16 protein-coding genes are annotated in these 13,615 nt (G+C 52.4%); 15 read left to right on the top strand and 1 reads right to left on the bottom strand.

The window, feature by feature from the left end; genetic code table 11:
• Positions 1-331, top strand: a 331-nt coding sequence (locus Q8M98_06200) for a hypothetical protein (protein ID MDP3114353.1), incomplete at its 5' end; no start/stop codon positions are given.
• Positions 332-400: 69 nt separating this feature from the next.
• On the opposite strand, the gene Q8M98_06195 is transcribed toward Q8M98_06200, so the two are convergent.
• Positions 401-802 (bottom strand): hypothetical protein, encoded by a 402-nt coding sequence (locus Q8M98_06195; GenBank protein ID MDP3114352.1) that lies wholly within the window; start codon positions 800-802, stop codon positions 401-403.
• A 418-nt stretch (positions 803-1,220) separates the two neighbouring features.
• On the opposite strand from Q8M98_06195, the gene Q8M98_06190 reads away from it, so the two are divergent.
• Genes Q8M98_06190 through Q8M98_06125 form a run of 14 tightly spaced genes read left to right on the top strand, consistent with a single transcriptional unit; the run spans position 1,221 to position 13,343 of the window.
• Positions 1,221-1,715, top strand: coding sequence for a Na+/H+ antiporter subunit E (locus Q8M98_06190; protein MDP3114351.1), 495 nt, complete (start codon positions 1,221-1,223; stop codon positions 1,713-1,715).
• Positions 1,708-1,977: a monovalent cation/H+ antiporter complex subunit F gene (locus Q8M98_06185; GenBank protein ID MDP3114350.1), complete on the top strand. Its 270-nt coding sequence runs from the start codon at positions 1,708-1,710 to the stop codon at positions 1,975-1,977. Before Q8M98_06190 ends, Q8M98_06185 begins: the two co-directional genes overlap by 8 nt.
• Positions 1,974-2,327, top strand: a complete 354-nt coding sequence (mnhG, locus tag Q8M98_06180) for a monovalent cation/H(+) antiporter subunit G (GenBank protein MDP3114349.1) — start codon at positions 1,974-1,976, stop codon at positions 2,325-2,327. Before Q8M98_06185 ends, mnhG begins: the two co-directional genes overlap by 4 nt.
• Positions 2,320-2,577 carry a DUF4040 domain-containing protein gene (locus Q8M98_06175; protein MDP3114348.1) on the top strand — a complete coding sequence of 86 codons (258 nt, stop codon included), beginning with the start codon at positions 2,320-2,322 and terminating at the stop codon, positions 2,575-2,577. The genes mnhG and Q8M98_06175 overlap by 8 nt, the downstream gene beginning before the upstream one ends.
• Positions 2,570-3,268, top strand: coding sequence for a Na(+)/H(+) antiporter subunit B (locus Q8M98_06170; protein ID MDP3114347.1), 699 nt, complete (start codon positions 2,570-2,572; stop codon positions 3,266-3,268). Before Q8M98_06175 ends, Q8M98_06170 begins: the two co-directional genes overlap by 8 nt.
• Complete coding sequence (locus Q8M98_06165; GenBank protein MDP3114346.1) at positions 3,265-3,636, top strand: sodium:proton antiporter; 372 nt, start codon at positions 3,265-3,267, stop codon at positions 3,634-3,636. The genes Q8M98_06170 and Q8M98_06165 overlap by 4 nt, the downstream gene beginning before the upstream one ends.
• The gene (locus Q8M98_06160; GenBank protein ID MDP3114345.1) at positions 3,630-6,779 is read left to right on the top strand and encodes a proton-conducting transporter membrane subunit; all 3,150 of its coding nucleotides are present in this window, start codon (positions 3,630-3,632) and stop codon (positions 6,777-6,779) included. Before Q8M98_06165 ends, Q8M98_06160 begins: the two co-directional genes overlap by 7 nt.
• A complete protein-coding gene (locus tag Q8M98_06155) occupies positions 6,776-7,684 on the top strand; it encodes an NADH-quinone oxidoreductase subunit H (protein ID MDP3114344.1) in 909 nt (302 codons plus the stop codon). The genes Q8M98_06160 and Q8M98_06155 overlap by 4 nt, the downstream gene beginning before the upstream one ends.
• Positions 7,685-7,694: 10 nt before the next feature.
• Entirely contained in the window at positions 7,695-8,375 is a 681-nt protein-coding gene (gene nuoB / locus Q8M98_06150) for an NADH-quinone oxidoreductase subunit NuoB (protein MDP3114343.1), read from the top strand.
• 6 nt (positions 8,376-8,381) lie between these two features.
• A complete protein-coding gene (locus Q8M98_06145; GenBank protein MDP3114342.1) occupies positions 8,382-8,906 on the top strand; it encodes an NADH-quinone oxidoreductase subunit C in 525 nt (174 codons plus the stop codon).
• A 1-nt stretch (position 8,907) separates the two neighbouring features.
• Positions 8,908-10,065 carry an NADH-quinone oxidoreductase subunit D gene (locus tag Q8M98_06140; GenBank protein MDP3114341.1) on the top strand — a complete coding sequence of 386 codons (1,158 nt, stop codon included), beginning with the start codon at positions 8,908-8,910 and terminating at the stop codon, positions 10,063-10,065.
• A 4-nt stretch (positions 10,066-10,069) separates the two neighbouring features.
• Entirely contained in the window at positions 10,070-11,851 is a 1,782-nt protein-coding gene (locus Q8M98_06135) for an FAD-dependent oxidoreductase (protein ID MDP3114340.1), read from the top strand.
• A gap of 46 nt (positions 11,852-11,897) precedes the next feature.
• A complete protein-coding gene (locus Q8M98_06130; GenBank protein ID MDP3114339.1) occupies positions 11,898-12,572 on the top strand; it encodes an ATP-binding cassette domain-containing protein in 675 nt (224 codons plus the stop codon).
• A 3-nt stretch (positions 12,573-12,575) separates the two neighbouring features.
• A complete protein-coding gene (locus Q8M98_06125; protein MDP3114338.1) occupies positions 12,576-13,343 on the top strand; it encodes an ABC transporter permease in 768 nt (255 codons plus the stop codon).
• Positions 13,344-13,615: the final 272 nt, after the last annotated feature.

The following is a 13,615-nucleotide window of genomic DNA, read 5'->3' as shown; positions in this document are numbered from 1 at the left end:
GATAGCCAATGGAGCAATATCTGCCAACCACCTTGATAACAGCCTGTTTACCCTATCCAAGCTCCAGCACGAGCTTCAGGATCAGGATAAGGGAGTGGGAGAACAGAGCCAGAAAACCCCTGCCAATTGCCATGAAGACCGTTTCATCTCTCACAAGCTTGATAAGGAATACGAGATCATTCCCCAGATCATTCTGACCAACCAGTGCAACTGCTTCCTATATATAGCGGACATCAAACTGGATGGTACTCAGGTCACTATAACCATTGGCATAGGACAGGTTTTCGATGCCCAGGAAGGGAAGTACCAGATCATCGCCTTACCCTACTAAATATACCACCAGACCAGCCCAAGAGAGAAACCCGGCAGAACCGGGTTAATGTTGATCGATATCGATCAGCTACTTCTTTTCGAGTCGGCAGATCAGCTCAGCCATCAAGTTGATCATCTCCTTGTAATCGCTGCATTCCCAGGCATCATCGGCTTTGAACTTGATCTCATCCACTGTCATCTTCTCCGACTGCAGCCAGGGTCCCCGGAACTGATTCCACCAGCTCTTGTAGTGGAACTCATTTGCGTAGGGATCATCAGCCACCTGATCGTCCTCTGCACTATCCAAACCAGTCTTATCCATCTCAATCACCCTCATGGTCGATCCTAACTTCAACACCCCATCCTTCTTAGCCAGATCTTCAACTGGCTGCTCCAATCCATCGTCCCTCATCAATACGAGCTGGCTACCTGATTTCACCATCTCCTCCAGCGTTGCCTGCTCTTTGCGATTCTTGTTTTGCTTAGTCATCTTGATCTCCTTCTCGGTTACCCGACTGTTGATTTATGGGTTATACATAGAACCAGTGGCAACCGTGGTCAAGTCCTTTCTGCACAATAGCATAAGATAGATATGGCTTTATGGGCTCTCAATTGTCACAGCAAGAAGCCATTTGCAAAAACCGTGAGCTAATTTGCAAAAGCCTTGATCCTTCCATTTGCAAAAACCGTGAGCTAATTTGCAAAAGCCTTGAGCCAAACCAAGTGCAAAAATGCCATTTGCAAAAATCAGTGAGCCAATTTGCAAATTCAACTGACCCTTTATACCTGATCTTCGGTTTACCTAAATTTATCGCTTGACAGAAATTAACACCTTCCTACACGTGAAACTTAATCTAAACACTTTAAGATAGTTCCCTGTTTCAATATTTGACATTAAGTGAGGTTTTATGCAAAAGCTCAAGGCTTTTTTGATCAGCGCGATAATCCTGTTTGGGCTTTGGCTCTTACTGGGAGGGCTTTCGCGGGACGAGGTGCTGATCGGTGCGATCGTATCGGTGCTGGTCACCTTGATATTCCTGTCGCGGATATCGTTCCTCTCCGAGATCCGGCTCAACCCCAAGTCAGTGATATTTATCCCGATCTATCTCTTTGTGTTTCTGATCGAACTGATCAAAAGCACTATCGACGTGGCGCGTAGGGTGGTGAGCCCCTCTCTGCCGATCAATCCGGGAATCGTGAAAGTGAAGACCAAGCTGAAAAGTCCTCTGGGACGCATCGTGCTGGCAAATTCGATCACGCTGACCCCGGGAACGATGACCGTTGAAACCGAAGGTGAGGATTTTTATATCCACTGGATCGACATCCGCACGGATGATATCGATGGCGCCACAAAGGCAATCGTCAGCAAGTTTGAGAAATATCTGGAGGTGATCTTTGGATAGCATTGTATCGGTTTTGTTGAAAATCTCGTTTTACACGATGCTTGGAGCGATATTGATCGCTTTTGTCCGTTTTTTGAAAGGGCCTACTTGCGCTGACCGCGTAGTGGCTTTGGACACGATGACGGTGATCGGGATCTCGCTGATCGTGATGATCTCAGTGTTTGGGGGCAGGATCATCTATCTGGACGTGGCGTTGGTCTATGCCCTGCTCAGCTTTTTGAGCGGGATCGTGGTGGCGCGCTATATGGAAAGGGGCTTATGATGCAGATCATCGGTGCAGTTTTCACCTTGCTTGGTTCGCTACTTTTGTTTTTGGGTGCTTTGGGTATTCTGCGCATGCCGGATGTCTATAACCGCATGCAGGCAGGCACCAAAGCCACTTCGCTGGGATCGATGCTGGCTCTTTTGGGAATCGGATTGATCCTGCCAAACTGGCTGCCGCGTCTGATTCTTCTGATCCTCTTTATCCTGTTCACAAATCCCATCAGCTCGCATGCCATGTCCCGCGCGGCGCACCGGTTGGGGATCAAACTCACTGATCGCAGCGTGCGAGACGAATTGGCTCAGGACAGAGTTGACGCCAGTTTTGACGAGGAGGAATGCAATGTTTGAAAATGCCGCATTGGTCGTTTTAGGGTTCATCAGCGTGTTGGCGGCAATCTTTGCCGTGCTTACAAAGCGCGTGGTGAGTGCCGTGATCGCTTCCGGAGTGATCAGTCTGATGGCATCGATCATGTTTCTAATCGCTTCCGCACCCGATGTGGCGATGACGGAAGCCACGATCGGAGCAGGATTGACCACGGTGATCTTTCTCTATGCTTTGAAACATATCCGTGCCAGCCGGGGAGGGAAGAATGATTAAATATCTCTTTATCTTCCTCGCTCTGGCGGGGCTTGCTTGGATACTCTTTCCCTTGGTGGCGGATTTTAGCACCGCTGAAAGGCTCAATCCCTTGGCGAGCGAATATGTGCGAGGCTCCACCGCGGATTTGAACATGCCCAATGCCGTCACTGCGGTGGTGGTCAGCTATCGCGGTTTGGACACCTTGGGCGAAGTGACCGTGCTCTTTCTGGCAACCATGGGTATCGGCTACTTCCTCAAACGCCGCAACAAAAAGGGAAATAGCCGCACCGAAGGCAGCGAGATACTGCAAACCGGTGCCAAATTCCTCACTCCCCTGATCGTGGTGCTGGGCATATATATCTTTACTCATGGACATCTCAGTCCCGGTGGAGGTTTTCAGGGAGGCGTTGTGATCGCTTCAGCGATCCTGATGATCGGTGTGGCGGAGATCAATTTCCGGCTTTCGCACTTGGTGCTGCATGTATCTGAATCCATCTCCGGCATTGCCTATGTGGGAATGGGACTTGCGGGATTGGTGATTTTGGGAGCCGATCACTTCCTCGATCCCCGCTATCTGCTTGAGGGTAGATTCCTTGCGCTCTTTTCCGCCGGAGCGGTTCCGATCATTTATAGTCTGATCGGCGTCAAGGTGGGCAGCGAGCTTGCGAGCGTGCTTTCATCGATTCAGGATGAAGGAGACGAGACATGATCATGCTCATTACCGGAGCTTTGCTCTTCATCATTGGCGTGTGGGCGATGCTGTCCCGCAAGGACATCATCCGCATCATCATCGGTTTCACCATTGTGGATACCGGCATCCATCTGATCATCATCGCCATCGGCTATGTCAAAGGCGGCACGGCGCCGATCATAGACAAAGCGGTAAGCAGCGCAGAGGCATCCTTTGCAGGTTTGGCATCGTTGCGGCAGGTCGTGGATCCGGTTCCCAGCGCTTTAGTGCTCACCGCAATAGTTATCGGCTTGGCGGTGACCGGTTTGATACTCGCTTTCGCGGTGCGGCTCAATAAACTGGGCAAAATCACCAATATCGACGATTATGAGGAGCAGAAATGGTGAATCCGCTATATCTGATCGCCGCCTTTTTGGTGGCAGCATTCGCCGCTGCGATCCTTGACCGGGTGCATCGCAAACTGAGCCTGGCACTGGTCTATATGACGATCGCCGCCGCCTTGGGCGCTTCCGCTTTGCGCATCTGGGAACTCATTTCCGATCCGATGCTGGAAACTCAGTTTTTCACCACGGGATTCCGTGTACCGCTTTCGATAGGATTATCCTTCGGTTTTAAGGAAGCCTTTCTGCTGACTCTGATCAACCTGTTGGGACTGCTGGGCGGGATCAGTTTCAACCGCCGTTTCCTCAAAGACGGAGCTCAACCGATGGCGCTCTATCTGTTAGTGCTGCTTGGCGCCAACGGATTGATCCTCACCAGGGATATCTTCAACGCTTTCGTCTTTCTGGAGATCCTCTCCATCGCCGGCTTTGCCATGATCGGCATCCGCCAAACCAAGAATGCGCTGATCAGCGGGCTTAAATATATGATGGCGGGAGGAATATCCAGCGCCATTCTGCTGATCGGCATCATCTTTGTCTATCGCTATACCGGCACTCTCAATATCGATACCTGGATCGCGATGGGCGCCATCCCCAATCCCGCGTATCAGGTGGCGCTTTTTCTCATCCTGATCGCGCTCTTCATCGATCTGAAACCATATCCCGCCAACGGATGGGCGCTGGATGTCTATCAAAGCGTGCATGGAGGCATGGGAGCGGTCTTTTCCGGCATCCACAGCACCGCGTTGATCTTTATGATGTATAAACTGATGCCGCTGGTGCCGCAGAATCAACTGCTGCTCTTTGCCATCGCGGGATTGGTGAGCTTTGTGATGTCAAACTTGGTGGGTTTGAGGCAAAAGGACGGAAAACGCCTGTTAGGCTATTCTTCCACCGCGCAGACGGGCTTGATCGTATTTGTGCTCTATGGTCTTGCCAATCTGGGCTTGCCGGAACAATATGGACTGATGATCGCGCTGGGTTTTCTGATCAACAACACCCTCGCCAAGAGCGGATTGTTTTGGCTTTCCGAACTGCTTGAAAAACAGGGGCTTGGAGACTGGGCGGCGCTGAGACGCGATACCGGACTTTTGGTCTGCTTTGGCGTCTTTGCCATAGCTTTGGTCGGTTTGCCGCCTTTTCCAGGATTCTTTGCCAAGTGGGAATTGCTGCGCATCCTTGCGGGCCTGAAACAGCCTTACTGGATGGCGGCGGTGCTAATGGGCACGCTCTTTGAAGCGGTCTATATGTTCCGCTGGCTGGGCATCGTTGCCAAGGGTGAGATAGTATCTTCCCTCAAGGCAGCCGCGCATCGCGTCATTCCATCGGTGATCTCCGTGACCGTGCTTTTCGTGCTGTCCTATTTCATTTCAATGAAACTCTTTTCAATGCCGCTCAATGTCATCTATCCGGTGATCGCTTTATTGCTCTTTGGAGTGCTTGATTTCCTGTCCGTGAAACTGAAAGGCTTGCTTGCCATTGGAGCGCTATCCGCTTATGCTTGGTTCCAGGTGTTGCCGGTGATGCCGCGCATGGGAATGATCTTCACTGTGATCTTTCTTGGCGGCTCGCTCGTGCAGATATTTGCTTTCATGCATCGCAAAGGCTCTGCCGAAGGGCTTTTCCCCGCTCTGGTAATGCTGATCTTCTCACTTGGCAATCTGCTGCTGGCGAGTACGCGCATGGAGCTCTTCCTGGCATGGGAGCTGATGACGATCGCGTCCTACATCCTGATTCTCAGAGGAAAAAAAGCGCAGGCATCGGCACAAGGCTATATCGTCTTTTCTCTCGGCGCCGCGTATCTGATCATGAGCGCGCTGATGCTGATGCCGGAATTCTTTGCCGGCTATCCGATTCTCTGGCAGACGGAGTTTAACAGTATCGGCAAGCTGGCTCTGATCCTTGGCGGCTTGGGATTCCTGATCAAGATGGGCGCCCTTGGAGTGCACGTCTGGCTGCCGGGAGCCTATAGCGAAGCGGAGGACGACAGCACTTCGCTGATCGCATCGGTGCTTTCCAAAGCGGGAGTTTTCGGCTTGATGCTGCTGCTCATGATGAGCCTCAAAAGCTATGTTTCTGCAGATGCTCTGATGATCGGCTTGGGATGGATCGGAGCGCTCACAGCTTTTGCTGGAGCGATGATGGCACTCTTTGAGGAGGACGTCAAACGACTCTTGGCATATTCCAGCATGAGCCAGCTTGGCTACATCATTCTGGGCTTTTCGCTGATGTCCCATCTGGGCTGGGTTTCAGCGCTCTACATTTCGCTCAACCATCTCTTTTTCAAGGCTTTGATCTTTATGTCTATCGCCGGAGTGATCTATCGCACCGGCACCCGCAACATGTATGAAATGGGTGGTCTGATCAAAAAGATGCCGATATCCTTCATCAGTGTGCTGATGGGCATCATCGCCGTTTCAGGAGTTCCACCGCTGAGCGGTTTCGGCTCCAAGTGGTTCATCTACACATCGCTGATGGAGCAGGGGCGTTATCTGCAAACCGGCTTGGCGTTTTTTGCCAGCGCGGTGGCTTTCCTCTATCTCTACAAGCTGATCCACACTGTGTTTTTGGGTCAGGCGAAACCGAATCAGGCACACGTCAAGGAAGCTCCGATCTGGTTCATCATCCCTCAGGGCATCTTCATCATGCTGATCATGGGAATCTCGATGCTGCCCAACCTGATCACCAAACCGGTCTCGGACGCGGTCGGCGAATACATCGCCAAGCCATCCTGGATGAGTTGGAACGGATATCAGATCATCTTGGATTCACCGGTGCTGAAAGGCTATTGGAACGGCAACCTGATCATGTATGTGACCATGGGCGTGTTCATACTCCCGCTCGTGTGGCTCATACTGGTCAATGCCAGAGCCCAAAAAGTGAAGCAATTCAATATCGTCTTCGCCGCGGAGAGACCATATAAACCATGGACGACGCACTTTGCCTTCAATATGTTCGCTCATTATTACAAGGCGTTGGGTATTTTGGTGCAACCACGCGTGGAGACCTTCTGGAGGGGAGTGGATGAATGGACTCATTCCATATCCGCCACTCTGGCAAGGCTCTATACCGGAAACGGACAGACCTATCTGCTGCATATATTTCTTTATACGATAGTTCTTTATTTACTTTTGGGAGTGTCTTTATGAACCTAACGCTCAAGCTCCTCTGGGCTGTCATCTCGCTGGGCGTCGTGACGGCGTGGGGTCTGACGCTCGTGGGAATCGTGCAAAAGATCTTTGCCCGCGTGCAGGGACGCCTCGGTCCACCCGTGTGGCAGCCCTTTATCGACATCATCAAAAACAATGCCATCCGCACCGCCGTGAGCCACGGGATCATGTTCTACCTCGGTCCAGTGTTCCGCATCGCAGGTGGGGTCGGCACCTATATGTTTATCCCGGTTGTCTTTGGCAGCGTCTATTTCAGCAATTTCTCCGTCTCCGGGGACCTGCTGCTGGTGATGTATTTCATCTTCTTCGGACAGCTTGGCATGGCGCTTGGCGCCGGAGAGGGAGGCCATCCCTATTCCGCCATTGCCGTGGCGCGCGGGCTGGCACAGATGACGGCTTTCGAAGTCCCCTTCGCGCTTTCCGTGATCAGCCTGGTGGCTCAATATGGCACCTTGAACATCACCGAGATCGTCGCCGCCCAACAAGGCGGGTTTCTGAACTGGACGCTCTTCACCAATCCCCTGGCTGTGATCGCGGCAATGATCGCCATGCTGGGCATGAACATGCACAATCCTTTCTCCGTGGTGATCGCTCCTCAGGAAATCCCCATCGGTCCGCCGACGGAGTATCAGGCATCCTTTTTGGGATTGCTCGCCACCAATCGAGGCATCTTCAACGCCGCCAAGCTGGTGCTCTTTATGAACCTCTATTTCGGTGGCGCCACCAACCTGGTGGAGATGGTCTTCAAGACCTTCTGGATCTACATGTTCAGCGTCTTCGTGGGTGTCGCCTACCCCCGTTTCCGCACCGAGCAATCCATCCGCTTTTTCCTCAAGTACCCCACTCTGATCGGGCTCATCGCAATCCTGATCTGGGTGATCTAAAGGAGCTTATATGTTTGAAGATAAAGACGATATCATCATCCCACCACAAGCGTCTGAACCCTATCCGGACTGGCGGCAGGATGAGCACACTCTCACCAACGCCGGTTTGCCGGAGGAGGAACGTGATTGGTTCTCGGACGCGCGTCCCAAACCGGTAAGAAAAAGCGCCGCGATCTTCGAGAACTTCTTTAACTGGGCGCGTGCCAACAGCTTGTGGATACTCGCCTTCGGCACCGGTTGCGGAGCTATTGAGTTGCGTCCGCTGATCACCGCGCGCTATGACATCAGCCGTTTGGGTATGCAGCCGCGCCCCACGCCCAGACAAGCAAACGTCTTCCTGATCGGAGGATACGTCTCCATCAAGACGCTAAAGCGCATCGTGCGCAGCTATGAACAGATGCAAGGACCCAAATTCGTCGTCGCGGTCTGTTCCTGCGCCATCAACGGCGGCATGTATTGGGATTCCTACAACACGATCAAGCGCATCGACGAATACATCCCTGTGGACGTCTATGTGACCGGTTGCATGCCGCGTCCGGAAGCCGTGATCGCCGGCTTTGCCAAGCTCAAAGAACTGATCCTCGCCGGCAAGGCGGAAGGACAAAACCTCTATGCTGAGAAATTTGATTGGTACAAAGCCAATCAGAAAGCAGTCATCAAAGACTGGAACATGCCGGATTACAACTGGTAGGTGAAGATGAAACACATATTTGAAGAACTCTCCACCCGTTTCGCCGTCTCTAATTATACGCAAAATCGCGACGACCTCGCTTTCTTCTTCGTGCAAAAAGAGCAGGCAGTCAGCCTGATCATTCATCTGCGGGACTTCCATCATTACACGCATCTGGTGTTGATTACCTGCGTGGATTGGATCGAAGACGGCAACTTCCAGCTCACTTATCTGCTGCATAACTATCACAACCACATGGACATCGGAATCAAGGTCTTGATAAACCGTGAAGAAGCATTGATGGATTCGATTCATCTCTTGTGGGAACAGGCGCGCACCTATCAGCGCGAGTTGTTTGAAATGTTCGGCATCTCCTTCCCCGGCAGCCCTGGCATGAAAGAACCCTTCATCTTGGAAGGCTGGCAGGGACCACCCGTCATGCGCAGAGATTTTGACACCAAGAAATATAGCGACGAAACCTACAGTCACCGCCCTCGCGAGATCCATGAACCAGAAGAACACATGAAACAAAAGCTTTATCCGGAGGACTGAGATGAAAGCACTATATCCCCCGATCGTGGATGGCAAATCAATCTATGACATGGACAGCGGCAAATATCTGAAGATGTGGCAGGGACCACAGCACCCCGGCGTGACCGGGAACATGAGCCTGGAGCTGGATATCTGCGGAGATCAGATTATCTCCTGCAAGACCCACGTGGGCTATCTGCACCGCGGCTTTGAAAAGCTGATGGAGCGCCGCCGCTATATCAACTGCTTTCCAATCGTCTGCCGCATCTGCGTCCCGGAACCGGATACCAATGAATATCTCTTCGCCGCCGCAGTGGAAGAGCTTCTCGGAATCGAGATCCCAGAACGCGCCAAGTGGCTGCGCACTTTGAACATGGAGCTTTCCCGCCTTGCCAGTTTCCTGATGTGGATCGGCGGGCAGAGCGGCGCCTTCGGCATGGGCACAGTACCCCAATGGGCTTTGGCGCATCGGGACTTTGTGCTCGATCTCTTTGAAGAATGGACCTACGCCCGCATCTATCACATGTATATGATTCCCGGAGGCGTGCGCGGAGAGATTCCCGAAGGTTGGGAAGAGCACACCCGCCAGGTGATGGACAACGTGGAAAAGCTGCTCGAGGAAATCCGCCACGTCATGCTAAACAACGGCATCTTCAAGATGCGCGCCCAGGGACTGGGTATCGTCACTGCTGAGATGGTTGATCGTTTTGGCGCCGTCGGACCCGTTGCACGTGGCAGCGGCATGAAAAGAGACGTCCGCAAGGACAGCCCCTACCTCGCCTATGATCAGCTTGATTTTGAGGTCGTGACCGAAACCGCAGGCGACGCCTATGCCAGAACTCTTGTCCGGTGGCGTGAAATGCATCAAAGCATCTCCCTAATCCGTCAAATTCTGGATAAAATGCCCCGCGAAGGAGAGTTTTACACCACTCTGCCAAATATTCTGCATCTGAAAGTCCCCGCTGGAGAGACCTATGTCCGTGCTGAATCCACCCGCGGCGAATACGGTTATTACATTGTCTCCGACGGCACTCCCTTCCCACGAAAAGTCACCGTGCGCGGTCCTTCCTATTGCCATGCGATGTCCCTGTTGGAGCATCTCGCGGTCGGCACAAACATCGCCGACACGCATGGTTTGATGCTTTCCCTGCACACTTATCCCCCGGAAATCGAGAGGTAACACGATGAACTTAAGAGATCTATTATCCCCCCTCTATGTCTGGAAGCGCGCCTTTGAAAAGCCCTATTCCATCAACACACTCAAGCATGGACGCGAAGCGGCACCCGGCTACCGTGGTTTTCATAAAAACGACGCGGAAAAGTGCATCGGTTGCGGAACCTGTGCCGAGATCTGCCAAAACGCCACTATCGACATGGTGCCTGTGTCTGATGCCAAGGACGGCGATAGCGGTCTGCGTCCCCGAGTGGATTATGGAAAGTGCTGCTGGTGTGCGCTTTGCGTGGATATCTGCCCCACCGGCTCGCTGACCATGAGCAACGCCTATACTTGGGTGGAAGAGGGTTTGGACCTCGATGTCCGGGAAACATATTGCTACATCCCCGGCGTGGACAAAAAGGACTGGGATGATAACAACCTCGGCTATGTCCGTCCCGAAGGTTATGAGTTGCTGCATCTGGATCGCGTTCCGATGCCGCATCTGAATCCCGAAGAACGTGCGAACTCTTTCATCGAACTGGTGAAAGGCTATTCCCGCGAACTGGCAAAAAGGGAAGCCGACCGATGCATCCAATGCGGCATTTGCACCGCCACCTGTCCCGCCCACATGAACATTCCCGCCTACATCAAAGCCGTCCGTGAGGACGACATCGAAGCCGGGCTTAAGTTTCTCTATGAAACAAATCCTCTCCCCGGCGTCTGCGGAAGGATCTGCACCCGTCGCTGCGAGGACGTTTGCGCACTTGCGCATCGTGGCGAAGCGATCTCCATCCGCTGGCTAAAACGCTATCTGACGGACTGTGTCGAGAGCGAAAAATACCGCGAAATCCTCAGCTCCGAAATCGTTGCCAATGACAAAAAAATCGCCATCATCGGTGCCGGAGCGGGAGGGCTCAGCGCTGCCTATTACTTGCGATTGATGGGCTATGAAGTGGAAATATTCGAGCAAAATCACGCCGCCGGAGGCATGCTCCGCTATGGCATTCCGGAATATCGTCTTCCTTATGACAAACTCGATAAAGACATCGATTTCATCCTTTCCCTGGGGGTCAAAATCCACCTGAATACCTGCATCGGCAGGGACATCACCTTTGACGGCTTATACTCCGCTTTTGATTCCGTGTTCATCAGCACCGGACTCTTTGAACCATATCGCATTGGTATCAAAGGAGATGACCACGTTGCCGTGATCTCGGGTTTGAAACTGCTCAGCGATGTCACCAACAGCATTCCGGTCGAGCTTGGAAAAAAAGTGATCGTTGTCGGAGGCGGAAACGTGGCAATGGACGCAGCCCGAACTGCGAAACGCCTTGGCGCGGACGTCACAGTCCTCTATCGTCGCCGCGAAATCGATATGCCTGCCGACCGTGAAGAGATCGCCGAAGCCTTTGAGGAAGGGATCAATTTCGTGTTTCAAGCGGTGCCCTTGGAGATCGAAGACCTTTCCACGGGAGGCATCCGTTTTGTCTATTGCATGGCGAAAATGGTGGATCACGGAGATGGCAAGCGCCCGCATCCAATTCCCATCGAAGGCAGCCGCGAAACCCTTGACGCGGATACGGTTACCTCCGCCATCGGTCAGGGTATGAACTTTCAGTGGATGGACGGCGAAGCCAAAGCAAATATATCATTTGGCAAATGGAACATCGAAGCCGACCGTTGGGGGCAAACCTCCGACCACAAGATCTTCATCGGCGGAGATATGTTTAACCGAACTGCGGATGCCGTCACAGCTATCGCGGATGGAAACCGCAGCGCCCGAGCCATCGACAAGTTTCTATCGCCTTGACGGTTATCCGCATGATGTTTTGTTCGTTTTCGTGAGGTGAAACGATATGCTTATTCAGCTATCCATCGAGCTGCAAAGTCTTGCCTGGAAAGACAAAACCCTGCTGGGACAAACGAAACTGGAAGTCCTCGCGGGGGACAAGATTCTCATCGTGGGCAGCACCGGAAGCGGAAAAACGTCCCTGCTCCACATCCTGAATCTGATGAATCCCCATTACGAGGGACGCATCGTATTCAATAGCAAGGACATCCGAGACTACAAACCGGAGGAACTGCGCGGCAACGTTATCGAAGTGATGCAAGAACCTTGGCTGGATGACGTCACGGTGCGCGAAGCTCTTCTGGAACCGCATACCTATCAAGTTCACCGCAAAAAGGGCGCTTTCGATTCCGATGCCTGGCGCGAAACGGTTGTCCGGCTGCTGGAATCCTTTTCCTTGGATGCCTTATATCTAAAAAAGAAAAGCTCCCAACTATCCGGCGGAGAAAAACAGCGGATCGCACTCATCCGGGCTTTGCAGTTCGAGCCGGAAATCCTGCTCCTGGATGAGATTAGTTCCGCATTGGATCAAACGACCAGCGGCATCATATCCCATTGCCTTTTCGGCACTTATCCCAAAACAGTGATCGCCGTCAGCCACGATCCCCTCTGGCAGAGATCCTGGCAGAAAATCTGGCGCATCGAAAACAACCGCGTCCTTGTCGAAGACCAAAGGAGCTGAACGATGGACATCACTTATCTCGGTTTGCTCTTCGCGTCGCTGCTGCTTTTCATTCCCGCCTTCATCTTCTGGCATCTGAAAGTACCGCTGATCCGGACAATGCTCATCTCTTTCGTGCGCATGGCGGTGCAGCTTGCAGTGATCGGACTCGTGCTGCAATTCATCTTCCAAAAGATGAATCTCGCCCTCACCCTCGCCTGGATGCTGATCATGATCAGCAGCGCCGTCTGGACCGTGCGCGGACGCCTCAAACTGGATAAAAAGCTCATCCTGCCAATCCTCATCACTGCCTTGGGCACGACTTCGCTGACCGTGATGCCCTGGATCATATTTTTGACCCTGCGTCCGGCACCTTTGTATTCGCCGATCTACTTGATCCCCATCTATGGCATGGTTCTGGGCAACAGCATGAATAGCTGCGCGCTGGCGTTGGAACGCTTTGAAAGCGGCTTGGCGGATAACTGGAAGGCATATTATACCCGCATTATTTTGGGTGCCAATCTGCGCGAGGCGACCCTACCCGCCTTCAAAAAAGCGCTGCAAACCTCGCTGATGCCGCAACTTTTGACCGTCGCCTCCATCGGCATCGTCAGCCTGCCGGGAATGATGACGGGACAAATCCTCGGTGGCGCATCTCCATTGGTGGCGATCAAGTATCAGCTCATGATCATGATCTCGATCTTCACCGGAGTCTCCCTCACCGATTTTATCGCCATCCGCCTCTATTTAAAAGGAAGATTCGACCGTTTTGCCCTGCCGAAGGGAATATGACCAAAATACAAAGGCGTGAGATGAGAGATGAGATAAGCTGACGCCGATCGAAAGCAATCAGCAGCACAATGCACATCTCACGTCTCACCTTTCCACCTTCGCAGCATCGGCATGCTGCGCTACATTTTCACCTAACCCAAGTTTCGCATGAAAAATGTGTTTTTAGTCATTTTGGAATCGTAACTCATTGAAAAATAGTATTTGAGTTTCGGAAAATAGCCAATTAGTGTCCAAAATCAGGGCTTTGCAGGAAAAATATATATTGACAGCTT

It is taken from the genome of Candidatus Cloacimonadaceae bacterium (genome assembly GCA_030693415.1).
Classification (GTDB): Bacteria; Cloacimonadota; Cloacimonadia; order Cloacimonadales; family Cloacimonadaceae; genus JAUYAR01.
This window is presented reverse-complemented; position numbering and strand designations above follow the sequence as displayed.

Excerpts from the sequence above, each read along its gene's own strand:
- Q8M98_06135 (MDP3114340.1), top strand. The coding sequence starts at position 10,070 with ATGAACTTAAGAGATCTATTATCCCCCCTCTATGTCTGGAAGCGCGCC.
- Q8M98_06165 (MDP3114346.1), top strand. The coding sequence starts at position 3,265 with ATGATCATGCTCATTACCGGAGCTTTGCTCTTCATCATTGGCGTGTGG.
- Q8M98_06125 (MDP3114338.1), top strand. The coding sequence starts at position 12,576 with ATGGACATCACTTATCTCGGTTTGCTCTTCGCGTCGCTGCTGCTTTTC.
- Q8M98_06190 (MDP3114351.1), top strand. The coding sequence starts at position 1,221 with ATGCAAAAGCTCAAGGCTTTTTTGATCAGCGCGATAATCCTGTTTGGG.
- Q8M98_06195 (MDP3114352.1), bottom strand. The coding sequence starts at position 802 with ATGACTAAGCAAAACAAGAATCGCAAAGAGCAGGCAACGCTGGAGGAG.
- mnhG (MDP3114349.1), top strand. The coding sequence starts at position 1,974 with ATGATGCAGATCATCGGTGCAGTTTTCACCTTGCTTGGTTCGCTACTT.
- Q8M98_06145 (MDP3114342.1), top strand. The coding sequence starts at position 8,382 with ATGAAACACATATTTGAAGAACTCTCCACCCGTTTCGCCGTCTCTAAT.
- Q8M98_06155 (MDP3114344.1), top strand. The coding sequence starts at position 6,776 with ATGAACCTAACGCTCAAGCTCCTCTGGGCTGTCATCTCGCTGGGCGTC.
- nuoB (MDP3114343.1), top strand. The coding sequence starts at position 7,695 with ATGTTTGAAGATAAAGACGATATCATCATCCCACCACAAGCGTCTGAA.
- Q8M98_06140 (MDP3114341.1), top strand. The coding sequence starts at position 8,908 with ATGAAAGCACTATATCCCCCGATCGTGGATGGCAAATCAATCTATGAC.
- Q8M98_06170 (MDP3114347.1), top strand. The coding sequence starts at position 2,570 with ATGATTAAATATCTCTTTATCTTCCTCGCTCTGGCGGGGCTTGCTTGG.
- Q8M98_06175 (MDP3114348.1), top strand. The coding sequence starts at position 2,320 with ATGTTTGAAAATGCCGCATTGGTCGTTTTAGGGTTCATCAGCGTGTTG.
- Q8M98_06160 (MDP3114345.1), top strand. The coding sequence starts at position 3,630 with ATGGTGAATCCGCTATATCTGATCGCCGCCTTTTTGGTGGCAGCATTC.
- Q8M98_06130 (MDP3114339.1), top strand. The coding sequence starts at position 11,898 with ATGCTTATTCAGCTATCCATCGAGCTGCAAAGTCTTGCCTGGAAAGAC.